This is a genomic window from Pseudomonas sp. NPDC089734 (assembly GCF_044748865.1).
Lineage (GTDB): Bacteria > Pseudomonadota > Gammaproteobacteria > Pseudomonadales > Pseudomonadaceae > Aquipseudomonas.
This window is the reverse complement of the sequence record NZ_JBIVGV010000015.1, coordinates 1-23,583: the sequence shown is the minus strand read 5'-3', so window position 1 is coordinate 23,583 and position 23,583 is coordinate 1. Positions and strand designations below refer to the sequence as shown.

Sequence of the window (23,583 nt, the reverse complement as noted above, 5' to 3'; positions counted from 1 at the left end):
ATGCTCTGTCTACGACACAGAACAAGCGGTAAACGACATTACGCAGCCATCAGCGACAACCACCCTGAAAAAAACGGCCCGGAATCCCCCGATTTCGCATGTGGGCATTCGCATACCTTCCCTGACGCCTTGGCAGCGTCCATGCCAGGACACAGCGACATGCCCCATCCCGGTTCACACCCGGCACGGAAACAGGATGTGTTACCGCAGGCACCTCGCCATCACCCAGAACGGGTAACACGGAAACAAACACTTTGTTTTTTCTGTTTACCTCTGTGTCCGAAAAATCTTCAAGCCATTGTTTTAAAAGACTTTTAAAAAGTTGGCACAGCTTCTGCTATCTCTCGAGCACAACAAAAATAAAAAACAGGCAACACACCAATAAAAACAAGACGAAACGGCTCTGACATAACAAGAACAACACGGACAGAGGCGCAGCTAACAGATTTTTTTGAAGTGGAAAGGCTTTACTGAGATCACCTGGTGCAAGGGATCTCGCAACCGGACAGAGAACAATAAAACTACCTCAAGGTAGCTCCCGTACCGGCTGGACCATGACGTTTCACATCACATGGTTAAAGCGGATCAGCGTTCAAAAAAATACGTTTGCTCTTGATCCCGGATGGGGATCGCACAAGAACGCAGTAAAGGGACAGGTCGCCAAAAACAACAACAGGCCGCCCTATAACAATAAAAAGAGCATGCAAAACACATTGGAGGAGAGCTTAGGCTCTCCTTTGTGTTTTTCACGGATCGGTAGGAGCGAATTCATTCGCGAAAAGGCCATTTAATGCAATAGCCTCACGGGCCTCTTCGCGAATGAATTCGCTCCTACAGGCAGGCTATTCATCCCTTCCCCCTCTTCTGCATCAAAAAAAGCACGGACATGCATTGCAGAATCCACAGAACGTGTATTGTTTCGGTGGATTTACAACAGTCGGTGTGTTTATACGGCACTTTGGCATTACACCGGTGGTCATAGCCTGCGTACCTCACCAGCACTTCTTTCCCAAGGGATTCAGTCATGCTCCGTTTTCTGCGCTTCGCTACCGTTCTGGGTGGCTTATGTTTGAGTGCATCAGCTCTGGCGACCAACATTGATCCCGCCACCTACGGCTATCCGTTGACGAATCCGTTCGAAGCCACGATTGCGACCACACCACCGGACATGCGGCCGGAACTGCCCGATGACGAAGACATCGATCAGGACGTTTACACGTTAAACCTGCACCCTGAACGCGAGTTCACCCTGCCCGACAATTTCTGGGCGGTAAAAAAGCTGAGCTACCGGCTGGCCAGACAAGACCACGCAGCCCCGCTGATCTTTCTGATTGCCGGTACGGGCGCGCCCTACAACAGCACCCTCAATGAATTCCTGAAGAAGCTGTATTACGGCGCGGGTTATCACGTCGTACAGCTCTCCTCGCCCACCAGCTATGACTTCATGAGTTCGGCCTCGCGCTTTGCCACGCCAGGAATCTCCAGGGAAGACGCCGAGGACCTGTACCGGGTGATGCAGGCCATTCGCGCCCAGCAGGCACAATTGCCGGTCACCGACTATTACCTGACCGGTTACAGCCTAGGCGCACTCAATGCCGCGTTCGTCAGCCAACTGGACGAAACCCGTCGCAGCTTCAACTTCAAGAAAGTCCTGCTGCTGAACCCGCCGGTCAACCTGTACACCTCGATCACCAATCTGGACAAACTGGTGCAGACCAGCGTCAAGGGCATCAATAACACCACCACGTTCTATGAACTGGTCCTGGCCAAGCTGACGCGTTACTTCCGGCAAAAAGGCTACATCGACCTCAACGATGCACTGCTCTATGACTTCCAGCAGTCCAAGCAGCACCTGAGCAATGAGCAGATGGCGATGCTGATCGGCACCTCGTTCCGCTTCTCGTCGGCCGACATCGCGTTCACATCCGACCTGATCAACCGCCGCGGCCTGATTACCCCGCCGAAATTTCCCATCACCGAAGGCACCAGCCTGACGCCGTTTCTCAAGCGTGCCATGCAATGCGACTTCGACTGTTACCTGACCGAGCAGGTGATTCCGATGTGGCGTGCCCGCACTGATGGCGGCAGCCTGTTGCAGCTTGTCGATCAGGTCAGCCTGTATGCCCTCAAGGATTACCTGCACAGCAGCACCAAGATCGCCGTCATGCATAATGCCGACGATGTGATTCTGGGCTCGGGTGACCTGGGTTTCCTGCGCAAGACTTTCGGTGATCGCCTGACCGTCTACCCCTACGGCGGGCATTGCGGCAACCTCAACTACCGCGTCAACAGCGACGCCATGCTGGAGTTCTTCCGTGGCTAAACGTCTTTTACTCCTTGCCGCCCTGCTGGGTGCGGGTACGGCTCTGGCCGATGATACGGACACCGGCAACAAGACCCTGCACCCGGCCACCGTGGAGCGCCACATGGACGCCGACGGTTTTACCCAGCCGTTGAAGTCCCTGCAATTCAACCCCGGCCTGGACCAGCGGGAATTCGAGCGCGCCTCCATCAATGCCCTGGAAGTCTACGACCCGCTGGAGTCCTGGAACCGCCGGGTCTATCACTTCAACTACCGCTTCGATGAATGGGTCTTCCTGCCGACCGTCAACGGGTATCGCTACATCACCCCGGGCTTCGTGCGCAGCGGTGTCAGCAACTTCTTCAGCAACCTGGGGGATGTCTCCAACCTGCTGAACAGCCTGTTGCAGTTCAAGGGGCAGCGCGCCATGCAGACCACGGGGCGCCTGCTGCTCAACACCACGATCGGTGTTGCCGGCCTGTGGGACCCGGCGACCATGATGGGCCTGCCGCGTCAGACCGAAGACTTCGGCCAGACCCTGGGGTTCTATGGCGTACCGGCCGGCCCTTATCTGGTGTTGCCATTGTTCGGTCCTTCAAACCTGCGTGACACCGGCGGGCTGGTATTCGATTACGCCGCCGAAACCCAGATCAACTTCCTGAACGTGGCCGAAGTCAGCAGTGACCACCCGGAAATCATCCTGCTGCGAGCCATCGACCGCCGCTATGTCACCAGCTTCCGCTACGGGCAGCTGAACTCGCCGTTCGAGTACGAGAAGGTGCGTTACGTCTACACCGAATCGCGCAAGTTGCAGATTGCCGAGTAAGTTGTACTGCTGAAAGGAAACGGCCAACCGGAGTGATCGGGTTGGCCGTTTTTGTTTTCTTGGGGGGTGCAAATCCTGCTGAAGACGTTGCCAGAAACGTCACTCCGCAACGGCCCTGGCTCTGGAACGCTTGTGCCGCCCCAGCTCGGCCCAGTTTCTTTCCAGGCAATCCACACGCCTCGCCAGGTCACTCGCCAGTGCTTTCAATTTGGACTCGCCAAAAGCGATGGCTGCCTTTCTGGTGGGGAAAAGCTCGCTGACCTCGTAGTTGCGCCCTGACCGGGTACGGTCATAAGCGCTGTTCACATAACCCGGTCCTACCAGTTCGATTTCTCGTGGCTGAAAGTTTCGTGTCAGAAGCCAGGCGGTGTAGGGATAAGTTCTTGTGTCCATTCAGGCATCGGTCCAGATCATTCGCTATATAAAAAACAATATAGCGATAAGCCAAACCCTGACAAGCCCTCCTCTTCCATTCTCCCGGACCTGCCACTCGACAGCCTCGACTTTGCCTCGGTTCAAAGGCAGGATCGCTTTCTTTTCATCGATTATCGAAACGCCATGCAACACTCAATCATGGTCATCACGCTGGTAGCCGGTCTGTTCCTGTCAGGCTGCACCAGCCAGCAGGAAAAACTTGCTGCATGGGGTCAAGCCAGAGGCGCAGAAACCCGTGTGGTGCATACGCGCACCTTCTCGTTACAGATTGTCACGCCCGGTTCCCTGCCCAAGGGCGGCCGCTTGAGCCTCTTCATCGAAGGGGACGGCCAGGCCTGGGCAACCGGCAGTCAGCCGAGTCTGGATCCGACGCCCGGGCAACGGGACATGGCCCGTCTTGCTCTGGATGTCGATCATGTCGGTATCTACATGGCTCGCCCCTGCCAGTTCGTGAAATCCCCGGGCTGTTCCTCGGAGGTGTGGACGGATGCGCGCTTCAGCCGCGTCGCGATCGAGGCGTTCAACGATGCGATCGACACCCTGAAAGCCCGCTACGAGGCGTCATCCATTGAATTGATCGGTTATTCGGGAGGCGCGGCGATCGCGCTATTGATTGCAGAAGAACGCGATGACATTTCCCGGATACAGACCATCGCCGGCAATGTCGATCCTCATGCGTGGGCCGATCTGCACCGGCTTTCCCCCTTGCACGGCTCACTGGACCCGCTCGAAGAAAGCCTGCGGCTCAAGCACATAGAACAGCGGCACTTCGTGGGAAGTTCGGACACGGTAGTACCCCCTTCTCTGCTGACGGGGTTTCTTGCCCGGACGCGACCGGACTGCAGTGAGGTCGTCAGCTTGCCTGCCTCGCATGCAACCCTGGTGAACCACGTGACCGGACGGATGCTTTCCCGCCCGGTCACGTGCCAATGAAACGGTCAGAACGCGTAACGAGCTTTCAGCATCACGGTGTCGGCGTCATACCCCGAGCGCCCCTGATAGGTGTAACTCGCTCCCAGTGTCAGAGCGCTGATGGCGTAATTCACGCCAAAAGAACCTTCGTAGGTATCGCGGGCCGCTTTCGCTCCCGTGATCACGAAGCTTGAACCGCCCTGAACAAAGGCTGACGTCTGATTGATGCGATCTCCGATCAGGTCGTGATACGCCATCAATGTCAGTTCGGGCGAAAGCGTCCCGCCCAACAGAGACGTCTGGGTGGCCACTCGCAGACCAGCCCCCAGCTCCCCGGTTTCAAAACGCTGACCGCCGTTGCGCAACGCCGCCGACGAGCCACGCTCGGTATAGGCATCGACTCGCACATGCGAGTAACGGGCTGCCACACGGGGTTCAAGCGACACCTGATCGCTGAACCGATAGCTGTACCCTCCAAGGGCACTGACACTCAGCACATCGCTGTCGAAGTTCCCCTTGGCCAGAGTGCCAGCCACATAGCGGCGGCTGTCGTTGTCGTTGCGTCCATAGGACAGACTGCCCTGGGCAAACCAGTTGCCCAGCTCTCGATTGCCATACAGCGTCAGCGCGTTGCCTTGCACATCGGTCTTGTAGCCGAGGTCGGAGGTCGAATTGGCGTTTACAGAGGAATAGGCCAGCCCCAGAGTCGTACCGGAAGCAAGCGTGCTGTCGATCCCCACCGCCACACCGCTGGCATTGGCCGAGTAACCCTCGACACCACCGCGGCTGTCCTGATCCATATTGCTGTTCAACGCCTGTATCCAGACGCCGGTATCGGACAACTCATCCCCCGAGGACAGACCGCTGCGCAATCCCGCCATCCGGGTGTCGATCACCGAACGGGTTGCCCCCTGACCGGCCAGCGCAGCATCCACGCCGCCACGGCTGACGTCGGGCGACAACTGTCGGCCAAGGGTTGCCAGCTCACGGGTTGTGGCGTTGGCAAACGACTGATAGACCCGGTCATTGTTCGCGAGTTGGCCCATCACATTGTTCTTGAACTGGTTGACCAGACCTTGTGTGCGCTGACTGCCACCGACACTGCCCAGTTCCTGACTGACCTGCTGGTCAGGCTTGAGCTTGACCACCGCCTCAACCGAATCGGTGTCGACGCTGTAACTGGCCACATCGAGCAAGGCCGAGGCACTGCTCACGGTCAGCCCGTTGTCCTGCACACTGGCAGCGGATAACAAGGCATAGGTCTTGCCCTCGGCAGTCGGGTTGAAATCACCGGGGGTGGCACTCAGGGTAATGTGCGATCCCGAAGCAAAGGTCGCCGTGCCCGAGACCGTCAGATAAGGCGTGGTATTCACGACGCTGTCGGACAGACGCATGTCCAGCCCACTCAGGCTCGCCACCTGCAGATTGCCTGTAATGTTGCTGCCTGCGCGCTCCAGATTCAGGGAGCCGCCCTGAAGGATGCTGACGTTGCTGTCGATGGTCGAGCCCGTGAACCCGGCCATGCCCTGAACGTTCACGGCAGCCATGTCGAGAAGGTCACCGCGAATCTCGCCGCCGGTCCAGTTCAATGTGGCCAGGTTGCCGCCCCGGATGGCAGCCCCCGTATCACTGGCGATCAGCCCCGCCTTCTGATTGATTTCAAAACCGACGGGCAATGCATCGGCGGTCACCACAATCGCATCGCCCTGGGCGTTGATGGTACCGGTGTTCACGATGCCTCTTGAGCCGGAAGCACGGGTGGTCGTGAAGTTGACCCCTTGAATCTCGATAGCGTGTGAATCCTGGTCTCCAGTGGCGCTGATAAGGCCGCTGTTGTTGAGGGCATCGAGCGTACCGTCCCACAGAGCAATACCTTCGGAAGCATTGCCCCGGGCAATGATCGAACCGCTGTTATCGAATTGCATGGCGGTTGTAGGCGACTCGATATCCAGCCCGATGGCGTGATCACCTACGACGAGAATGGAGCCGGAGTTGATCAGCTTCCCGGCAAGGCCCAGGCCTGTAGAGCCATGCCTGTCGATGATCAAACCAAAGGCATCCTGACTGTGAACTTCAATGGAGCCCGAGTTGATGAGGTCGCCCCCGATCTGCGTGCCATGCAGGTAGATGCCTTCTGCCGTAGAGAAAGCAGTCAATCCGCTCTGCTCAACCACCAGGATCTGGCCGGCATTGACGACAGAACCTGTGACATTGATGTTACTGATTTCAATGCCGTCGGCATTGTTGGCTCTCTGGAGCGTGATGGATCCGTCGTTGCGCAGATCCCCTACAATCGAACCGCCCCCACCGGGACCGTTATCGGCACCAGGGGTGAAAGGATCAAACACGCCACCCAGTCTCAGCCCCTGGACAAAACGACCATCCGTATCGACAGTAATATCCGCGGCGTTGATGAACGACCCCGTCAACGCAGAGCGTCTGAACTGAAAAACGGTTTCATTCGAGGAGGATTGCAGTGAAACCTGGCCAACCAGATTGACGCCACCGCTCAACGTCTGGTCATTAAACGCGGTACGGCCCTGACTGACATCGTAATCCTGAGCAAAAACCTGACATGCACAGGCCCCAACGATCAGTGCCAATAGTGTTTTCTGAAAATTCCGATTCAAAGCGTATGGTCCGTCAATATCACTTCAGCAGCAGCCCTGCCAGGCGTGCATTCCACCGTGAATGCGTGTTGCACTCCGGTTGCCGAGCGTTGAGCGACCAGAGCCTTAAGGCGCGTTGTCGGCTGGCAGGTACAAACCTTTACAGGAATCGATACATTTCAGATACATAAAAGCCATCGACCGAGTCGATCAACAAACCGAAAAAACTCAAACTCATCAAACGATCCAGGCTGTAGAAAAACGCCCGGCCCAGGTTACCGGGTCGGGCGTTTTTCATAGCACCTTCAAACTTTTGTATGAGGTGCCGGGCCGTAGTCGTTCACCCCGTCGGTGCCCGGTAAAAACAGCAAGGATATCTGGAACAGCGGGCCCACGATTGGAACAAGGCCAATCAGCACGAACCAGCCGCTGAGATTGATGTCGTGCAGCCTTCTGATGCTCAGAGAGAGATTGGTCATGAACATGGCCACGACCAGGAAAGCGGTTGCACCCCCGATGCCTGTCTCCAGATCAAACCAGTCGTTACTGAGATCAATCCACACTGCCACCGCGAACAGCGCGGCACAAAGCAGAGCGAAGACGAATAATTCCATCCTTGACGCCCGGCCACTGAAATCGAATGTTTTTGCAAACACGTTATACAGATGATTCATCCCTGCTTCTCTTCTTTATGACTGTACTTGCATCCCTGGTCAGTGACTGACCACGAATACCCCTAGCGGCGACCAATCTAAAGATTTAAAAAAATAGGGATGCAGTCACCCTCCGAAATATCTGTAGGAAAAATCAACAGAGCCAAGATTCACCACGCTTTGGGTGCCATCGAAAGCCCACGGATTGTTTTAATCATCAAAAAAGCAGATCTATATGTGGCAAAAATCAAACCCATCCATCAATCGAACAGGCATACCATGGGTGCCATTGCTGCCTGACCCGGAGTGCCCTTTCATGACCCCATTTCGCAAAGTGCTGTCGATACATACTGGCCAACCCACCTCGGACGGAGCCGGTGTGCGCCTGACGCGGGTGTTCGGCGGTCAGGGTGTCGAGCAGTTCGACCCGTTCCTGATGCTGGACGAATTCGGTTCGGACAAACCGGACGATTACATTGCCGGGTTCCCGCCCCATCCGCATCGCGGCTTTGAAACCGTGACCTACATGCTCGAAGGCCGCATGCGTCATGAAGACCATATGGGCAATGTCGGCCTGTTGCAGAGCGGTGGCGTGCAGTGGATGACCGCTGCCCGCGGCATCATTCACAGCGAGATGCCGGAGCAGGAAGAAGGCGTGATGCGTGGTTTCCAGCTATGGCTGAACCTGCCGGGCAAGAACAAGCTGATGGACGCCAGCTACCAGGACATTGCACCGGAAAACATTCCCCGCCTGACCACGGAAAACGGTGTGGATGTGGTGGTGATTGCAGGCGAATTCGACGACGGTCAGGTTCAGCAGGCCGGTGCCGTGCAACGCCCGGATACCGAGCCGCAGTATTTCGACTTTCACCTGCCGGCAGGCAGCCATATCAGCCCTCGTCTTGCTCAAGGGCATCGTGCCTTGCTGTATGTGTATGAAGGCAATATCGAGGTCGAAGGTTGCCCACAGTCCGTGAGTGCTAGCCGTCTGGTGCGTCTGGACGATGAAGGTGAATTGCACATTCGCAGCACAAGCGGCGCACGGGTGTTACTGATTGCCGGCAAACCGTTGCGTGAGCCTGTCGTGCAATACGGGCCATTCGTCATGAATACCCGCGAAGAGATCGAACAGGCGTTGCGGGACTTCAGGGATGATCGTTTAACGGCCTGATGACCGCGTCTTTTCCCTGTAGGAGCGAATTCATTCGCGAAAGCGGCATTTCAAACGATCTGTATCTGTTGGATGTACCGGCTCTTCGCGAATGAATTCGCTCCTACGGCAGGCGCAGGAATCGCTTCAGTTCGTCCTTCTGGGCCAGAGCATCGCGACGGCCCAGTTCGATCAGTTCGCTGCAATAACCCGCCTCGAACAGCAGATAGCTCAGAACGCTGGCACCGCTGGTCTTGGTCGCACCCGGGCCACGTAAAAAGGTACGCAATGCCGGCGGTAATTCATGGCGGTGACGGGCAGCGATTTCGTCCAGCGGCTGGCTGGGGGAAATGATCAGAACTTCAACCGGCGACATGCCCGGTTGACGCCTGTCCTTCTCGTTGGCCAGCAAGGCGCTCATCTGATTCAACCGCTCTAGCAATTCGATATCACTTTCCAGATTATCGATGAAGGTGCTGTTGAGCATGTGACCGCTGATTTGCGCCAGGGTCGGCTGGATGCCGCTGGTTGCCCGATGGATCTGCTTATTGGGCTGAACGCCACGCGGGTTGCCGCTAACGCCCACCACCAGCACCCGGTTGGCCCCCAGGTGCAGCGCAGGGCTGATCGGTGCCGATTGACGCACCGCACCATCGCCGAAATACTCATGCTCGATCTTCACGGGCGCAAACAGCAATGGAATCGCCGAACTCGCCAGTAAATGATCCACCGTCAGTTGGGTCGGCAGGCCGATGCGTCGGTGACGCAGCCAGGGCTCGATGGTGCCTCCGCCCTGATAGAACGTCACCGCCTGACCGGACTCATAACCAAAGGCCGTGACGGCTATCGCTCGCAGGTGACGGCTGTCGATGGCCGCATCGATGCCCGACAGGTCCAGTCGCTCGTTGAGCAAGTCACGCAGTGGCGAACTGTTGAGCAGTGCAACAGGAATGTTGCGTCCCAGTCCGATCAGGCTGCGCCCGAAAAAACGCCCCGCCTGATGAATCACGCCGGGCCAGTCGCTGCGCAGCACCTGATGACTGCGAAATGCCTGCCAGAACTCGGTCAGTTGATGGATGGCAATGCGAAAGTGAAGCGCGCCACTGGCCAGCTTCACGGCGTTGATCGCACCTGCCGAGGTGCCGACGATCACGGGAAACGGATTCGGCGATCCGGCAGGCAGGAGATCGGCAATCCCCGCCAGCACCCCCACCTGATAGGCGGCACGGGCACCGCCTCCAGAGAGTATCAACCCGGTCACTGGCTCGGCTTCGTTCACTGCGCTTGTCACTACTGCGGGCTCTGGCATCTACAACGGACCTCAGTGAACAACCACTCTTCTATTTATGTTTTTTGTATAGCCTTGGTTCACCTGCCGGTCGACTTTTAAAACGTCGATGCGCCCAGAGATATTGCTCCGGGCATTCCGTGATGGCAATTTCAATCCACTTATTGATGCGCAGGCAATCCTCTTCATCGCTCTGGCCCGGGAAATCCTGCAACGGCGGATGGATCACCAGCTTGTAGCCGCTGCCGTCCGCCAGACGCTGCTGGGTGAAGGGCACCACCTGGGCACGTCCCAGCTTGGCAAACTTGCTGGTAGCCGTCACGGTGGCTGCCTGAATGCCGAACAGCGGTACGAACACGCTCTGCTTTGCGCCGTAATCCTGATCCGGTGCGTACCAGATGGCACGACCGGCACGCAGCAGCTTGAGCATGCCACGCACGTCCTCGCGCTCCACCGCCAGAGAGTCGAGGTTATGCCGCTCGCGACCGCGACGCTGAACGAAATCGAACAGCGGGTTCTTGTGCTCGCGGTACATGCCATCGATGGTGTGCTGCTGGCCCAGCAAGGCCGCACCGATCTCGAGGGTCGTGAAATGCAGGGCCATGAGGATCACCCCTTCGCCCTGCTGCTGGGCACGCTGTAGATGCTCCAGCCCTTCGATATGAGCCAGCCCGGCCAGGCGGCGTCTGGACCACCACCAGCTCATGGCCATCTCGAAGAAGGCAATGCCGGTCGAGGCGAAGTTTTCCTTGAGCAATTTCTTGCGCTCGGCCGCGGACAACTGCGGGAAGCACAGCTCAAGGTTGCGCGAAGCGATATATTTTCGATCAGTGGCCACGCAGTACATCGCCGCGCCCAGCAGGCGTCCGATCACCAACAGCACTCGAAACGGTAACTGGACAATCAGCCACAAGAGCCCCAGCCCCAGCCACAGGGGCCAGAAACGGGGGTGAAGAAAACTGGCTTTAAAACGCGGGCGATCCATTTAAGCTTCCGTCAGGACAAAGGCTGCGCATTCTACATCGGTTCGACCCGGCTTGCGGCTCGCGGGCGTTCTCGTTATAAGTCTCGGCACTTTTAGCGACAAGCTGTTGTGTACACCGACCATGAGCCAGATCGAATCGCAAAACCCGGACCCCGTGTTTCAGCTCAAAGGCAGCATGCTTGCCATCACCGTCATGGAGCTGGCCCGGAACAACCTTGACGCGCTCGACCGTCAGCTGGCGGCCAAGGTCGCCCAGGCCCCCAACTTCTTCAGCAACACTCCGTTGATCCTGGCACTGGACAAACTCGCGCCCAACGAAGGGACGGTCGACCTGCCCGGCCTGATGCGTGTCTGCCGTCAGCATGGCCTGCGCACCCTGGCGATCCGGGCCAACCGTATCGAAGACATCGCCGCCGCCATCGCCGTCGACCTTCCGGTGCTTCCACCTTCGGGTGCCAGAGAGCGTACGCTGGACCCTGTCGAGACAGAAGCACCGAAAAAAGTGCCTGAGAAACCGCCAGAACCTGTCGTCAAGCCGACCCGTGTCATCACCGCCCCGGTGCGCGGCGGGCAACAGATTTACGCCCAGGGTGGCGATCTGGTGGTCGTGGCCCCCGTAAGCCCGGGTGCGGAACTTCTGGCCGATGGCAACATCCATGTTTACGGCCCGATGCGCGGCCGGGCACTGGCAGGCATCAAGGGCGACACCAAGGCACGGATCTTTTGCCAGCAACTGGGCGCAGAGCTGATCTCGATCGCCGGGCAATACAAGGTTTCCGAAGACTTGCGCAGGGACCCTCTCTGGGGGGCTCCCGTACAAGTCAGTCTGTCAGGCGACGTGTTGAACATCATTCGTCTTTAACGGATACTGCCGCCATTTTCAAAGCATCTCTGATTCGTCGCGAAAACGTAGCAAAGGTTGTAGGAAATCCGGAGAAACATTTGTTTCTCGACAGTTGTACCTCTTGAAAGTAATGGCACAAAGCCATCTTTCGATAACCGGTTTCCATGATTTCCATCACGCTTCTTACGCCGTTTCAAGGGATGCTCTTCAGGGACTGACCGTCCTTTTCCTCTAGGGGTGATACACCTTGGCCAAGATTCTCGTGGTTACATCCGGCAAGGGTGGTGTGGGCAAGACCACCACCAGCGCCGCCATCGGTACAGGCCTCGCTCTGCGTGGTCATAAGACAGTGATCGTCGACTTCGACGTCGGCTTGCGTAACCTGGACCTGATCATGGGTTGCGAGCGCCGTGTGGTGTACGACTTCGTCAACGTCGTTCAAGGCGAAGCCACGCTCACGCAAGCCCTCATCAAGGACAAGCGCCTGGAAAACCTCTACGTGCTTGCTGCGAGCCAGACTCGCGACAAGGACGCGCTGACCTCCGAAGGCGTCGAGAAGATCCTGGATGAGCTCAAGGAAAACTTTGAATTCGTGATCTGCGACTCCCCGGCCGGTATCGAAAAAGGTGCCCACCTGGCCATGTACTTCGCTGACGAAGCGATTGTCGTGACCAACCCGGAAGTGTCGTCGGTCCGTGACTCGGACCGCATGCTGGGCCTGCTGGCCAGCAAGTCTCGTCGTGCCGAGCGCAACGAAGACCCGATCAAGGAACACCTGCTGCTGACCCGCTACAATCCGGAGCGCGTCACCAAGGGCGAAATGCTGGGTGTCGAAGACGTCGAGGAAATCCTCTCGATCCGTCTGCTGGGCGTGATTCCCGAGTCTCAGGCAGTCTTGAAGGCTTCCAACCAGGGTATCCCGGTCATTCTCGACGACCAGAGCGACGCCGGTCAGGCGTACAGCGATGCCGTCGATCGTCTGCTGGGCAAGGAAGTTGCTCATCGCTTTGTCGATGTGCAGAAAAAAGGATGGTTCGAGCGTCTTTTTGGAGGCCGCTAAATGAATATTTTTGACTTCTTTCGTGACCGCAAAAAAGAAAGCACGGCCTCGGTAGCGAAAGAGCGTCTACAGATCATCGTGGCGCACGAACGCGGCCAGCGAAGCTCACCGACGCCCGACTATCTTCCTGCCCTGCAGAAAGAGCTGGTGGAAGTGATCCGTAAATACGTCAACATCGAGTCCGATCAGGTACAGGTCGCTCTGGAAAACCAGGGCAGCTGTTCGATTCTGGAACTCAACATCACCCTGCCGGATCGCTGATCCGGCGGTCGTCCACGGCGGCATGGGCAGCACTCCCGACAGAGTGTCGCCCATGTCGCCGTTGGCGTTTATAGCGTCTCGAGGCCGTTGCATGCCGTTGTCGAACATCCGCATCATTCATCAGGACGCAGCCGTTCTGGTGATTGATAAACCTACCTTGCTGCTTTCCGTCCCCGGTCGGGCCGACGACAACAAGGACTGCCTGATTACCCGCCTGCAGGAAAACGGCTACCCCGAAGCCCGCATCGTTCACCGGCTGGACTGGGAAACCTCCGGCATCATTCTGCTTGCCCGCGATGCCGACACCCATCGAGAACTCTCGCGCCAGTTCCATGACCGCGAAACCGAGAAGGCCTACACCGCCTTGTGCTGGGGCCAGCCGACGCTGGACAGCGGCAGCATCGACCTGCCTCTGCGCTATGACCCGCCCACCAAGCCCCGGCATGTGGTCGATCATGAGTCCGGCAAGCACGCACTGACCTTCTGGAAGATCGTGGAACGCTACGACACCCATTGCCGCGTCGAGCTCACGCCCATTACCGGACGCTCGCATCAGTTGCGGGTACACATGCTGTCCATCGGGCATCCGCTGCTGGGCGATGGCCTGTATGCCCATCCCGAGGCATTGGCGGCCTATCCACGCCTGTGCCTGCACGCCAGCATGTTGAGTTTCACCCACCCGGTGACTGGCGAGCGCCTGAAGTTCGAGTGTGCAGCGCCGTTTTGACCGGTTCGCGAATGAATTCGCTCCTACCCCAGGTATCGGTAGGAGCGAATTCATTCGCGAAAAAGCACGACACGGGCCAATACGGTAAACTCGCGCCACTGCTGTCTGGAGCTACTTATGCGCGAAGAGCTGAACAAAGGCCTGATCGACTTCCTCAAGGCTTCCCCTACTCCGTTTCATGCCACTGCAACGCTTGTACAACACCTCGAAGCGGCAGGTTTCCAGCGTCTGGACGAGCGCGAAACCTGGGCCGTCGAAACCGGCGGGCGTTATTACGTCACCCGTAACGACTCCTCCATCGTGGCCTTCAGAATGGGTCGCCATTCGCCAGTGACCGGCGGCATCCGCATGGTCGGCGCCCATACCGACAGCCCTTGCCTTCGGGTCAAGCCACAACCGGAACTGCAACGTCAGGGTTTCTGGCAACTGGGTGTGGAAGTGTATGGCGGTGCATTGCTGGCTCCCTGGTTTGACCGCGACCTGTCGCTGGCCGGGCGCGTCACCTTCCGCCGTGATGGCAAGGTCGAAAGCCAGTTGATCGACTTCAAGCTGCCCATCGCGATCATTCCAAACCTGGCGATCCACCTCAATCGCACGGCCAACGAAGGCTGGGCGATCAATGCCCAGAACGAATTGCCACCGATTCTGGCCCAGGTAGCCGGTGACGAACGTGCTGATTTCCGCGCCCTGCTCACCGAGCAACTGGCCCGCGAGCACGACCTGAACGCCGATGTCGTGCTCGATTACGAGCTGAGTTTCTACGACACCCAGAGCGCGGCCGTGGTCGGCCTCAATGGCGACTTCATCGCCGGAGCCCGCCTGGACAACCTGCTGTCGTGCTATGCAGGCCTGCAGGCACTGCTTCACAGCAACACCGATGAAACCGCCCTGCTGGTCTGTACCGACCATGAAGAAGTCGGCTCTTCGTCGACCTGTGGCGCAGACGGCCCGATGCTGGAGCAAGTCATCCAGCGCCTGCTGCCCAACGGTGAAGACTATGTACGCAGCATCCAGAAATCGCTGCTGATTTCCGCCGACAACGCCCATGGCGTACACCCCAACTACGCCGAAAAGCACGATGCCAATCACGGCCCGAAACTCAATGCCGGCCCCGTCATCAAGGTCAACAGCAACCAGCGCTACGCCACCAACAGCGAGACTGCCGGTTTCTTCCGCCATCTGTGCATGGCCGAAGAAGTGCCGGTGCAAAGCTTCGTGGTGCGCAGCGACATGGCCTGCGGCTCGACCATCGGCCCGATCACGGCCAGTCATCTGGGCGTTCGCACGGTGGATATCGGCCTGCCGACCTTTGCCATGCATTCGATCCGCGAGCTGGCAGGCAGCCATGACCTGTCACACCTGGTGAAGGTGCTCAGCGCGTTCTACGCCAGTCACGAGCTGCCTTAACCCTTCACGGGCAAGCCCTCTCCCACAGGGGCTTGCCCGCGACAGCCACCCATAACGCTGTCCCATATCAAAGCGCCAGCCTCAAACGCGACTAGACTCACAAATGCCGAGTCAGTTTGAGGTACAAGGCCATGGATCCCTTCCATTCAATGCTGATCATCACCGTCATCGGAATGCTGTTGCTCAGCGTTGGTTTCAGTTACCGGGATAAAGGTATCGGCGTGTTCATGATCTGGATCGGGATGGTCTTCGTGATCGGCACGGTCGGTTTCAAGATTCTCGAAAAGTTGACCTGAAAGCCCCCCTCTACAGCCTGTTTCAAGCGCAACGCCTGAAACATTCCCCCCCTACGTGTCAGCCAAAAACAGTTGACAGCAACTGACGACCTCCGATTCAACAACCACTAGGTTCTGTACGAAAAGTCGGCGAGCGAAGGTCAGGCAAGGCAAAAAACGGCGAGGAAGCGGAGTTGACTGGTTGTCAATGAGCATTCTGAGCCGGTTTTTAACGCCGCCTGACCGAGCGCAGCCACTTTACGTACAAAACCTAAAGCCCTTGACGATCTCGGGAGGCGACAACGTTGCGTTCCCGGCACTGGCTTTTGAGTGTGAATAAATACAAAAACCAATAAGGACATGAATCATGAACAAACAGACAACAGATCACCTACCCGCACCTTCATTGCCTCAGTTGAGCGGCGACGGCACCCTGAGCCTGTCGGCCATTCACGGGACAGGCGTACAGATCCTTGTGCCGGTCTATCCCGGCATGAAAGTCGGCGATCGGCTTTCGGCGCCCTGGGAAGGAACGCCAGGAAGCCCGGAATTCACGTTCCCGATCATTCATGTGGTCGAGCATGTAAGGGAAATGATCATCAAGATTCCACCCTCTTCCGTTCATGCCGGCTGGAAGAAGCTGAAAGTTCGCTACAACGTCAAAGGCGTCGGTCACTCCGACTGGGTAGAGGTTGATATCACGCCATAACCTCACCCGATCAATACCGTCATGCCAACGTGACTCGCCTCATGTGCCGATTCGGCCTTGAGGCGGGTCACACTCCGGTCACTGGCCGGCCTGCCGAAGAATCACCCGCCACTGCACTGACATGAATAGCGTCGTGCCGCCAATACTCCAGGTCGCAATCGATCAGGCGATCACGCTGATCGTAGTTGACCCTGGCAATGCACAACCCTGGACTTCCGACCGAAACCTTGAGCGCCGCGCAGGCGTCGGCATGCAGCGCCGTCGGCACGATCTCGAAATGCACCTTGCCGTAATACAGGTCATACCGGCTGGCGTACAACTCGGTGAGCGACTGGCTGAGGTCGCACTCCAGGATGCCAGGAAAGAACTCCGGGTTCAGGTAATGCTCGACATACAGCACCAGACGCTGGTCGATGCGCCGTGCGCGACAGATCTGTATCACGCTGGAGAGCGGGGGCAATTGGAGCTTCTCGCATATCCTGGCAGAAGCCGGTTGCAGACGCGCCGAAATGACCTGGGTTTCGGCCACGCGCCCTTGTGCCTGGACCATCGCATGAAAGTGGCTGCGACGAATCAGGTCATAGGCCAGACGTGGCGGCGAGACAAACCAGCCACGACGCTCTTCGCGATAGATGAGCCCTCGGGCCTCGAGTTGCACCAGCGCTTCACGCAGCGTGATCCGGGTGGTGTCGAACACTTCACTGAGCTTGCGCTCGGCAGGCAGCTTGCTGCCGGGCAGCAGCAGACCATGCTCTATCTGCTCCTGCAAGGCGTTGCAAATGGTAGTGACCGCTCGTGGTACATCTTCGCGCATTTAGATACCAAGCTGGACTAGACCAGCGCCATTAAAGGGCACGCATCAAGGCTTGCCTACCCCGTTGAAGGTGTGTGTTCAAGCCTAGGTCGCGTATATGACCGTCATGTGACAGGTCGTTTCACAATCCATGCCAACCGCTGTCTGGGCGCCTCCCAGCCCTTTAATATCAAGCCATCCGGCGTGAACTACGCTTGCTGGGTGGTACCGGCCACTAACCCTGCCTCTATCACCAAAAACGGCACCCGACACAAAAATGTCATGCAAGAAGCCTAACTTGGCTCAGGTATTGCTGATCTAGACCAAACCATCCGCAACGAACACTTCTGAAAGGAAGTGCAAAAGGAGACTGGAATGAAACACCTATTGTTGGCATCACTCCTCGGTTCCGCCATTGCGCTGAGCACTTCGGCCATGGCAGCGGACACAGACCTCAAGACCCTCGAAGCCGCAGCCAGAACCGAAGGCGCGATCAATAGCGTCGGCATGCCGGATGACTGGGCGAACTGGAAAGGCACCTGGGCCGACCTTGAAAGCAAGTACGGCCTCAAGCACATGGACACCGACATGAGTTCGGCTCAGGAAGTGGCCAAGTTCGATGCGGAAAAAGACAACGCCAGCGCCGATATCGGTGACGTCGGTGCGGCCTTCGGCCCTATCGCAGTCGCCAAGGGCGTCACTCAACCTTACAAACCCAGCACCTGGGAACAAGTCCCGGACTGGGCCAAGGACAAGGAAGGTCACTGGGCACTGGCCTACACCGGCACCATCGCCTTCATCGTCAACAAGAAGCTGCTGCACGGATCTGAAGTACCGACCAAATGGGCAGACCTCAAGAACGGCAAGTACAAGGTCACCATCGGTGACGTGAGCACCGCAGCCCAGGCCGCCAACGGCGTGCTGGCCGCCTCCATCGCCATGAAAGGCGACGAAAGCAACGTCGCTCCGGGCCTGCAACTGTTCACCGAACTGGCTAAACAGAAACGTCTGGCTCTCAACAACCCGAACATTCAGAGCATGGAAAAGGGTGAAGTCGAGGTCGGTATCGTCTGGGACTTCAACGGTTTGAGCTACAAGGCCAAGATGAGCAACCCCGATGACTACGTGGTGCTGATCCCGTCCGATGGTTCGGTGATTTCCGGCTACACCACCATCATCAACAAATACGCCAAGCACCCGAACGCCGCCAAACTGACGCGTGAGTACATCTTCAGCGACGCTGGCCAGATCAACCTGGCAAAAGGCAACGCACGTCCGATTCGTGCCGAGCATCTGACTCTGCCAGCCGACGTTCAGGCCAAGTTGCTGCCAAACGAGCAATACAAAGGTGTAACACCGATCAAGAACGCTTCGGCGTGGGAAGCGACGTCCAAGAAGCTGCCACAGATGTGGAACGAGCAAGTCATCGTCGAGATGAACTGATCCGGCAAAAGCCTCCGGGCGAGTCAGCATGCCTGCTCGCCCTTCTCTCCTGTAATGCCCTTGTACCGTTTGCTGTCGGAGCGACTGGCTCATGAAACACAATGTCATCCTCATCGTGCTCGATGGCCTCAATTACGAAGTGGCCAGGCACGCCATGGGCCATCTTCAGGCATATAGCCATGCCGGTCGCGCCGCACTCTACAAGCTCGAATGCGAGCTGCCTGCGCTGTCGCGCCCCTTGTACGAATGCATTCTGACCGGGATTCCTCCGATTGAAAGCGGCATCGTACACAACCAGATTTCACGCCTGTCCAGCCAGCGCAGCATATTTCACTATGCCTCTGATGCCGGGCTCACCACCGCAGCGGCGGCTTACCACTGGGTCAGCGAGCTGTATAACCGCACGCCGTTCGACGCTGTCCGCGACCGACATACCGACGATCCGGCGCTACCGATACAGCACGGCCACTTTTACTACGTCGACCATTACCCTGACTCGCACCTGTTCGCCGACGCTGAAAGCCTCCGGATCAGGTATACGCCCGACCTGTTGCTGATCCATCCCATGAACATCGACGACGCCGGGCACAAGCATGGCCTCGACAGTCCGCAGTACCGCAACAGCGCACGTAGCGCCGACATCCTGATCGCCGACTACCTGCAAGGCTGGCTCGATGCCGGGTACCAGGTCCTGGTGACCGCCGATCACGGCATGAACAACGACAAATCGCATAACGGCCTGCTACCCGAAGAGCGTGAGGTCCCGCTGTTCGTGCTGGGCGACGCGTTCAGCCTGAATCCTCAGGCAGCCCCCAGACAGACCGATCTGTGCGGCATTGTCTGCGAACTGCTTGGCGTGCCCCACGACAAGCCTGTATGCCGGGAGATCCTCAAGTGACCACAAACAATCGAGGTAAATGGCTGGGGCTGCTCTGCCTGTTGCCGTTCGCGATCTTTTTCTTCGTGTTTCAGATCGCACCGCTGGGTTGGGTGGCGATCAACAGCCTGCACTCCGAAGCAGGCTGGGGCATTGAGAACTTCATCAATGCGTTCAGCTCCCGGTTCTATCGCCAGGCCATGCAGTTCAGCCTGGAAATCAGCTTCTGGTCCAGCCTGTTCGGCATCATCATCGCCGTACTGGGCAGCTATTCACTGCGCAATGTGGACTCGCGGCTGCGGGACTTCGTCAACTCCTTCGCCAACATGACCAGCAACTTCTCCGGTGTGCCGCTGGCCTTCGCCTTCATCATTCTGCTGGGTTTCAACGGCGCCGTGACCCTGATGCTCAAACAGGCGGGAATCATCGAAGACTTCAACCTGTACTCGAAAACCGGGTTGATCATCCTCTACACCTATTTCCAGATCCCCCTGGGCGTGCTGCTGCTCTACCCGGCCTTCGACGCCCTGCGCGAAGACTGGCGCGAATCGTCGGCCTTGCTCGGTGCCAGCAGCTTCCAGTTCTGGCGCTACATCGGCCTGCCGGTCCTGACCCCCGCCCTGCTGGGGACCTTCGTGATTCTGCTGGCCAATGCCCTGGGGGCCTACGCCACCGTCTACGCCCTGACCACCGGCAACTTCAACGTATTGCCCATCCGTATCGCGGCCATGGTTGCAGGGGATATCAGCCTCGATCCGAACATGGCCAGTGCACTGGCCATGATTCTGGTCGGCCTGATGACACTGGTCACCGTCGTCCATCAGTGGTTGCTGAAGAGGAGCTACCATGTCTCGCGCTGAAAAAGGTCCTGCCGGGCTTTACCACCGGTTCGTGGTCTATCTCTTGTTCTTCATCCTGCTGCTGCCGCTGGCCGGTACGCTGCTGTACTCACTGGCCACCAGTTGGTCGGCCAGCATTCTGCCCAGCGGCCTGACCTTCAAGTGGTACATCGCACTGTGGAGCGACCCGCGCTTTCTGACGGCATTCGGTCAATCGCTGCTGGTGTGCGTGGGCGCGCTGATTTTGTCCGTGGTGTTGATCCTGCCGCTGCTGTTCGTGGTGCATTACCACTTCCCGCGCCTGGATGCGTTGATGAACATCCTGATCCTGCTGCCCTTCGCGGTGCCGCCCGTGGCTTCATCCGTCGGTCTGCTGCAACTCTATGGCTCCGGCCCTTTCGCCATGGTCGGCACCCCCTGGATTCTGATCGGCTGCTACTTCACCGTCGCCCTGCCCTTCATGTACCGGGCCATCAGCAACAACCTGCAGGCAATCAACCTCACCGACCTGATGGATGCCGCCCAACTGCTGGGGGCCAATACCTGGCAGGCCGCATTCATGGTGGTGCTGCCCAACCTGCGCAAGGGGTTGCTGGTCGCGCTGCTGCTGTCGTTTTCCTTCCTGTTCGGTGAATTCGTCTTCGCCAACCTGCTGGTCGGCACCCGCTATGAAACCTTGCAGGTGTACCTGAACAACATGCGCAACAGCAGCGGTCACTTCAACAGTGCGCTGGTGATCTCTTACTTCCTCTTCGTGCTGGTGCTGACCTGGGCCGCCAATCGACTGAACAAGGACAAAGACTGAGATGAGTTTTGTCAGTATCGAAAACCTGCAAAAGAGTTACGCCAGCACCGCGGTGTTCAGCGACATCAACTGCACCATCGAACGCGGTGAATTCGTCACCCTGCTTGGCCCGTCCGGATGCGGCAAGTCCACCCTGCTGCGTTGCATCGCCGGCCTGACCTCCGTGAACAGCGGGCGCATCCTGCTCGATGGCCAGGACCTGGTGCCGCTGACACCGCAGAAACGCAACATCGGCATGGTGTTCCAGAGCTATGCGCTGTTCCCCAACATGACCGTGGAACAGAACGTCGCGTTCGGCCTGCGCATCCAGAAGGTCAATGCCGACGACACTCACAAGCGGGTCGCCGAAGTGTTGAAGCTGGTCGAACTGAGCGATTTCGCCAGCCGCTACCCGCACCAGATGTCCGGCGGACAATGCCAGCGCGTGGCCCTGGCCCGTTCGCTGGTCACCCGTCCGCGCCTGCTGTTGCTCGACGAACCGCTGTCGGCTCTGGACGCACGGATTCGCAAACACCTGCGCGAACAGATCCGCGCCATCCAGCGCGAACTGGGCCTGACCACGATCTTCGTCACCCACGACCAGGAAGAAGCACTGACCCTTTCGGACCGTATCTTCCTGATGAACCAGGGCCGCATTGTGCAGAGCGGCGATGCCGAAACCCTCTACACCGCCCCCGCAGACGTCTTCGCGGCAGGCTTCATCGGCAACTACAACCTGCTCGACCCCGACGATGCCTCTCGCCTGATGCAGCGCCCGATCAACAGCCGCGTCGCCATCCGTCCCGAAGCCATCCAGTTGAGTCTGAGCGGCGCACTGGAAGGTGAAGTGCTTGGCCACAGCCTGCTGGGCAACGTGATCCGCTACCGCGTCCAGGCCCGAGGCGTGGAATTGATGGTCGACGTATTGAACCGCAGCGCGGATGATCTGCACCCTGACGGACGCCGCGTGACCCTGACTATCGAACTGTCGGCGCTATGTGAGGTGGCTTAGGGGCAGCTACAAGCCATAAGCCTCAAGCAGCAAGTTGAGAAGCCCGGACCGCTTGCAGCTTGAAACTTGCGGCTTACAGCTGCGTGCCCTCACCTGTTTACCGAAATAAACGCTTAAAAAAGGAGGCACGCATGCCTTTAGCAATTTTCGATCTGGACGAAACCCTGATCGGTGGCGACTGCGCCAGCCTGTGGAGCGAGCAGATGGGGCGTCTGGGGTGGGTCGATCCCGAATCGTTCATGCAGCGCAACGACGAGCTGATGGCCGCCTACAGTGCCGGCAAGCTGGCCATGGAGGATTACATGGCGTTCAGCCTGGAGCCCATGGCAGGCCGCACGCCTGAAGAAGTCGAGCATCTGGTCGGTCCCTGGGTGGAAGATTTCATCGAACCGATCATCTACAGCGATGCCTGCAAATGCATCGCACAGCATCGCGCCAGAGGCGACCGAATTCTGGTGATTTCGGCGTCCGGCGTGCATCTGGTCAAACCCATTGCCGAGCGTCTGGGCATCGATGAGGTTCTGGGTATCGAGCTGGATATACAACACGGGGTCTACAGCGGTGCAACGGTCGGTGTGCTGACCTACCGCGAGGGCAAGATCACTCGTCTGATGGAGTGGCTGGATACCGAAGGTGAAAACCTCGAGGGTGCCAGCTTCTACTCCGACTCACGCAACGACCTGCCGCTGTTGCTCAAGGTTGACCACCCCAATGCGGTCAATCCCGATGCTGTATTGCGCGAGCATGCCGAAAAGGCTGGCTGGCCGGTGCATAGCTGGAAATAGAAGAGCGAATTGAGGAATGTGCCTGTTCCTTGATGACTCGTTTGACTTGAGGCCGCCTTGCGCCTTTACGGCGCGTCCCTTTGGTTCCGGCCAAAGGAACCAAAACCATTGCTCCGGGTTCGGCCCCGCCTGACGGCAGGGTTCCTTCGCTCCGGCGCTGATCCGGCGGTCGCCACAATGGGCCATCCATGGCCCAGTGCGGCTAATTCTGCATCCCTGCAGAATTCCCATCGGATCACCACCTCCACTCAGCCGTCACCAACGTCGCGTCTTGCGGTGTTCACGCCATCGCGGCACAGAGCTTTTTAGCTTTTCTTTGCTTTTCAAGCACAAAAAGTCCAGACACCACCGATTGCGACGCTGGTGAAGGCTGAGTGGAGGTGTTGTGGAGTGGGGTGCGAGGCAGGAGCCGAGCAAGCGCCGCCAGGCCATGGATGGCCCATCGGCGCGGCCCCATGGAACAACGCCGGAACGAGGGAACCTCGCCGTCAGGCGGGGCCGAACCGGAGCCGATGGTTTCGCCCCTTTGCCGAAACAAAGGGGCCCGCCGTAAAGGCGGAACCGATACTCGCCACACAACAAAATCCGGATATGCCCACAGTAGAGA

At 58.1% G+C, this 23,583-nt stretch carries 23 protein-coding genes; 17 read left to right on the top strand and 6 right to left on the bottom strand.

The window, feature by feature from the left end; translation table 11 throughout:
- Positions 1-1,024 precede the first annotated feature (1,024 nt).
- On the top strand, positions 1,025-2,323 hold the full coding sequence (locus ACIPY9_RS18305) for a serine/threonine protein kinase (RefSeq protein WP_400704382.1): 1,299 nt from the start codon (positions 1,025-1,027) through the stop codon (positions 2,321-2,323).
- A complete protein-coding gene (locus ACIPY9_RS18300; RefSeq protein ID WP_400704379.1) occupies positions 2,316-3,128 on the top strand; it encodes a VacJ family lipoprotein in 813 nt (270 codons plus the stop codon). Before ACIPY9_RS18305 ends, ACIPY9_RS18300 begins: the two co-directional genes overlap by 8 nt.
- A 99-nt stretch (positions 3,129-3,227) precedes the next feature.
- Here the strand turns inward: ACIPY9_RS18300 and ACIPY9_RS18295 are convergent, their stop codons facing one another.
- Positions 3,228-3,521 carry a hypothetical protein gene (locus ACIPY9_RS18295; protein ID WP_400704377.1) on the bottom strand — a complete coding sequence of 98 codons (294 nt, stop codon included), beginning with the start codon at positions 3,519-3,521 and terminating at the stop codon, positions 3,228-3,230.
- A 165-nt stretch (positions 3,522-3,686) separates the two neighbouring features.
- Here ACIPY9_RS18295 and ACIPY9_RS18290 point away from each other — a divergent pair, with 165 nt between their 5' ends.
- On the top strand, positions 3,687-4,496 hold the full coding sequence (locus ACIPY9_RS18290) for an alpha/beta hydrolase (protein WP_400704374.1): 810 nt from the start codon (positions 3,687-3,689) through the stop codon (positions 4,494-4,496).
- Positions 4,497-4,501: 5 nt separating this feature from the next.
- Here ACIPY9_RS18290 and ACIPY9_RS18285 read toward each other — a convergent pair whose 3' ends face one another.
- Positions 4,502-7,078 carry an autotransporter domain-containing protein gene (locus ACIPY9_RS18285; RefSeq protein WP_400704371.1) on the bottom strand — a complete coding sequence of 859 codons (2,577 nt, stop codon included), beginning with the start codon at positions 7,076-7,078 and terminating at the stop codon, positions 4,502-4,504.
- 311 nt (positions 7,079-7,389) lie between these two features.
- Complete coding sequence (locus ACIPY9_RS18280) at positions 7,390-7,758, bottom strand: DUF805 domain-containing protein (RefSeq protein ID WP_400704368.1); 369 nt, start codon at positions 7,756-7,758, stop codon at positions 7,390-7,392.
- Positions 7,759-8,053: 295 nt separating this feature from the next.
- On the opposite strand from ACIPY9_RS18280, the gene ACIPY9_RS18275 reads away from it, so the two are divergent.
- Positions 8,054-8,908, top strand: coding sequence for a pirin family protein (locus ACIPY9_RS18275; RefSeq protein ID WP_400704365.1), 855 nt, complete (start codon positions 8,054-8,056; stop codon positions 8,906-8,908).
- 103 nt (positions 8,909-9,011) lie between these two features.
- Here ACIPY9_RS18275 and ACIPY9_RS18270 read toward each other — a convergent pair whose 3' ends face one another.
- Both ACIPY9_RS18270 and ACIPY9_RS18265 read right to left on the bottom strand, forming a co-directional pair.
- Positions 9,012-10,196 carry a patatin-like phospholipase family protein gene (locus ACIPY9_RS18270; protein ID WP_400704362.1) on the bottom strand — a complete coding sequence of 395 codons (1,185 nt, stop codon included), beginning with the start codon at positions 10,194-10,196 and terminating at the stop codon, positions 9,012-9,014.
- A gap of 31 nt (positions 10,197-10,227) precedes the next feature.
- On the bottom strand, positions 10,228-11,160 hold the full coding sequence (locus ACIPY9_RS18265; RefSeq protein ID WP_400704359.1) for a lipid A biosynthesis lauroyl acyltransferase: 933 nt from the start codon (positions 11,158-11,160) through the stop codon (positions 10,228-10,230).
- Positions 11,161-11,281: 121 nt separating this feature from the next.
- On the opposite strand from ACIPY9_RS18265, the gene minC reads away from it, so the two are divergent.
- The 7 genes from minC to ACIPY9_RS18230 all read left to right on the top strand — a co-directional run bounded on the left by minC (position 11,282) and on the right by ACIPY9_RS18230 (position 16,443).
- Positions 11,282-12,022: a septum site-determining protein MinC gene (gene minC, locus ACIPY9_RS18260; protein WP_400704356.1), complete on the top strand. Its 741-nt coding sequence runs from the start codon at positions 11,282-11,284 to the stop codon at positions 12,020-12,022.
- Between the two features lie 229 nt (positions 12,023-12,251).
- Entirely contained in the window at positions 12,252-13,064 is an 813-nt protein-coding gene (gene minD / locus ACIPY9_RS18255) for a septum site-determining protein MinD (RefSeq protein ID WP_400704353.1), read from the top strand.
- On the top strand, positions 13,065-13,325 hold the full coding sequence (minE, locus tag ACIPY9_RS18250; RefSeq protein WP_400704351.1) for a cell division topological specificity factor MinE: 261 nt from the start codon (positions 13,065-13,067) through the stop codon (positions 13,323-13,325).
- Positions 13,326-13,416: 91 nt separating this feature from the next.
- Positions 13,417-14,052, top strand: coding sequence for an RluA family pseudouridine synthase (locus ACIPY9_RS18245; protein ID WP_400704348.1), 636 nt, complete (start codon positions 13,417-13,419; stop codon positions 14,050-14,052).
- A 117-nt stretch (positions 14,053-14,169) separates the two neighbouring features.
- Positions 14,170-15,459 (top strand): M18 family aminopeptidase, encoded by a 1,290-nt coding sequence (locus ACIPY9_RS18240; RefSeq protein ID WP_400704345.1) that lies wholly within the window; start codon positions 14,170-14,172, stop codon positions 15,457-15,459.
- 131 nt (positions 15,460-15,590) lie between these two features.
- Positions 15,591-15,755 (top strand): hypothetical protein, encoded by a 165-nt coding sequence (locus ACIPY9_RS18235; RefSeq protein ID WP_400704342.1) that lies wholly within the window; start codon positions 15,591-15,593, stop codon positions 15,753-15,755.
- 346 nt (positions 15,756-16,101) lie between these two features.
- Positions 16,102-16,443, top strand: a complete 342-nt coding sequence (locus ACIPY9_RS18230) for a hypothetical protein (protein ID WP_400704339.1) — start codon at positions 16,102-16,104, stop codon at positions 16,441-16,443.
- Positions 16,444-16,510: 67 nt separating this feature from the next.
- Here ACIPY9_RS18230 and ACIPY9_RS18225 read toward each other — a convergent pair whose 3' ends face one another.
- On the bottom strand, positions 16,511-17,257 hold the full coding sequence (locus ACIPY9_RS18225; RefSeq protein WP_400704336.1) for a UTRA domain-containing protein: 747 nt from the start codon (positions 17,255-17,257) through the stop codon (positions 16,511-16,513).
- Between the two features lie 354 nt (positions 17,258-17,611).
- Here ACIPY9_RS18225 and ACIPY9_RS18220 point away from each other — a divergent pair, with 354 nt between their 5' ends.
- The 6 genes from ACIPY9_RS18220 (at position 17,612) to ACIPY9_RS18195 (ending at position 22,976) form a co-directional block, all read left to right on the top strand.
- The gene (locus tag ACIPY9_RS18220; protein ID WP_400704333.1) at positions 17,612-18,679 is read left to right on the top strand and encodes an ABC transporter substrate-binding protein; all 1,068 of its coding nucleotides are present in this window, start codon (positions 17,612-17,614) and stop codon (positions 18,677-18,679) included.
- A 91-nt stretch (positions 18,680-18,770) separates the two neighbouring features.
- A complete protein-coding gene (locus tag ACIPY9_RS18215; RefSeq protein ID WP_400704330.1) occupies positions 18,771-19,577 on the top strand; it encodes an alkaline phosphatase family protein in 807 nt (268 codons plus the stop codon).
- Complete coding sequence (locus tag ACIPY9_RS18210; RefSeq protein WP_400704328.1) at positions 19,574-20,416, top strand: ABC transporter permease; 843 nt, start codon at positions 19,574-19,576, stop codon at positions 20,414-20,416. Before ACIPY9_RS18215 ends, ACIPY9_RS18210 begins: the two co-directional genes overlap by 4 nt.
- Positions 20,403-21,200 (top strand): ABC transporter permease, encoded by a 798-nt coding sequence (locus ACIPY9_RS18205; protein WP_400704325.1) that lies wholly within the window; start codon positions 20,403-20,405, stop codon positions 21,198-21,200. The genes ACIPY9_RS18210 and ACIPY9_RS18205 overlap by 14 nt, the downstream gene beginning before the upstream one ends.
- A 1-nt stretch (position 21,201) precedes the next feature.
- Positions 21,202-22,191: an ABC transporter ATP-binding protein gene (locus ACIPY9_RS18200; RefSeq protein ID WP_400704322.1), complete on the top strand. Its 990-nt coding sequence runs from the start codon at positions 21,202-21,204 to the stop codon at positions 22,189-22,191.
- A 131-nt stretch (positions 22,192-22,322) separates the two neighbouring features.
- Complete coding sequence (locus tag ACIPY9_RS18195) at positions 22,323-22,976, top strand: HAD family hydrolase (protein WP_400704319.1); 654 nt, start codon at positions 22,323-22,325, stop codon at positions 22,974-22,976.
- Positions 22,977-23,583 lie beyond the last annotated feature (607 nt).

What these genes read in the sequence shown, in the direction of transcription:
- ACIPY9_RS18275 (WP_400704365.1), top strand. Translation starts at nt 8,054, where the DNA reads ATGACCCCATTTCGCAAAGTGCTGTCGATACATACTGGCCAACCCACC.
- ACIPY9_RS18225 (WP_400704336.1), bottom strand. Translation starts at nt 17,257, where the DNA reads ATGCGCGAAGATGTACCACGAGCGGTCACTACCATTTGCAACGCCTTG.
- ACIPY9_RS18240 (WP_400704345.1), top strand. Translation starts at nt 14,170, where the DNA reads ATGCGCGAAGAGCTGAACAAAGGCCTGATCGACTTCCTCAAGGCTTCC.
- minE (WP_400704351.1), top strand. Translation starts at nt 13,065, where the DNA reads ATGAATATTTTTGACTTCTTTCGTGACCGCAAAAAAGAAAGCACGGCC.
- ACIPY9_RS18265 (WP_400704359.1), bottom strand. Translation starts at nt 11,160, where the DNA reads ATGGATCGCCCGCGTTTTAAAGCCAGTTTTCTTCACCCCCGTTTCTGG.
- ACIPY9_RS18215 (WP_400704330.1), top strand. Translation starts at nt 18,771, where the DNA reads ATGAAACACAATGTCATCCTCATCGTGCTCGATGGCCTCAATTACGAA.
- ACIPY9_RS18220 (WP_400704333.1), top strand. Translation starts at nt 17,612, where the DNA reads ATGAAACACCTATTGTTGGCATCACTCCTCGGTTCCGCCATTGCGCTG.
- ACIPY9_RS18290 (WP_400704374.1), top strand. Translation starts at nt 3,687, where the DNA reads ATGCAACACTCAATCATGGTCATCACGCTGGTAGCCGGTCTGTTCCTG.
- minC (WP_400704356.1), top strand. Translation starts at nt 11,282, where the DNA reads ATGAGCCAGATCGAATCGCAAAACCCGGACCCCGTGTTTCAGCTCAAA.
- ACIPY9_RS18305 (WP_400704382.1), top strand. Translation starts at nt 1,025, where the DNA reads ATGCTCCGTTTTCTGCGCTTCGCTACCGTTCTGGGTGGCTTATGTTTG.
- ACIPY9_RS18230 (WP_400704339.1), top strand. Translation starts at nt 16,102, where the DNA reads ATGAACAAACAGACAACAGATCACCTACCCGCACCTTCATTGCCTCAG.
- ACIPY9_RS18195 (WP_400704319.1), top strand. Translation starts at nt 22,323, where the DNA reads ATGCCTTTAGCAATTTTCGATCTGGACGAAACCCTGATCGGTGGCGAC.
- ACIPY9_RS18295 (WP_400704377.1), bottom strand. Translation starts at nt 3,521, where the DNA reads ATGGACACAAGAACTTATCCCTACACCGCCTGGCTTCTGACACGAAAC.
- ACIPY9_RS18205 (WP_400704325.1), top strand. Translation starts at nt 20,403, where the DNA reads ATGTCTCGCGCTGAAAAAGGTCCTGCCGGGCTTTACCACCGGTTCGTG.
- ACIPY9_RS18280 (WP_400704368.1), bottom strand. Translation starts at nt 7,758, where the DNA reads ATGAATCATCTGTATAACGTGTTTGCAAAAACATTCGATTTCAGTGGC.
- ACIPY9_RS18245 (WP_400704348.1), top strand. Translation starts at nt 13,417, where the DNA reads ATGCCGTTGTCGAACATCCGCATCATTCATCAGGACGCAGCCGTTCTG.
- ACIPY9_RS18235 (WP_400704342.1), top strand. Translation starts at nt 15,591, where the DNA reads ATGGATCCCTTCCATTCAATGCTGATCATCACCGTCATCGGAATGCTG.
- ACIPY9_RS18270 (WP_400704362.1), bottom strand. Translation starts at nt 10,196, where the DNA reads ATGCCAGAGCCCGCAGTAGTGACAAGCGCAGTGAACGAAGCCGAGCCA.
- ACIPY9_RS18200 (WP_400704322.1), top strand. Translation starts at nt 21,202, where the DNA reads ATGAGTTTTGTCAGTATCGAAAACCTGCAAAAGAGTTACGCCAGCACC.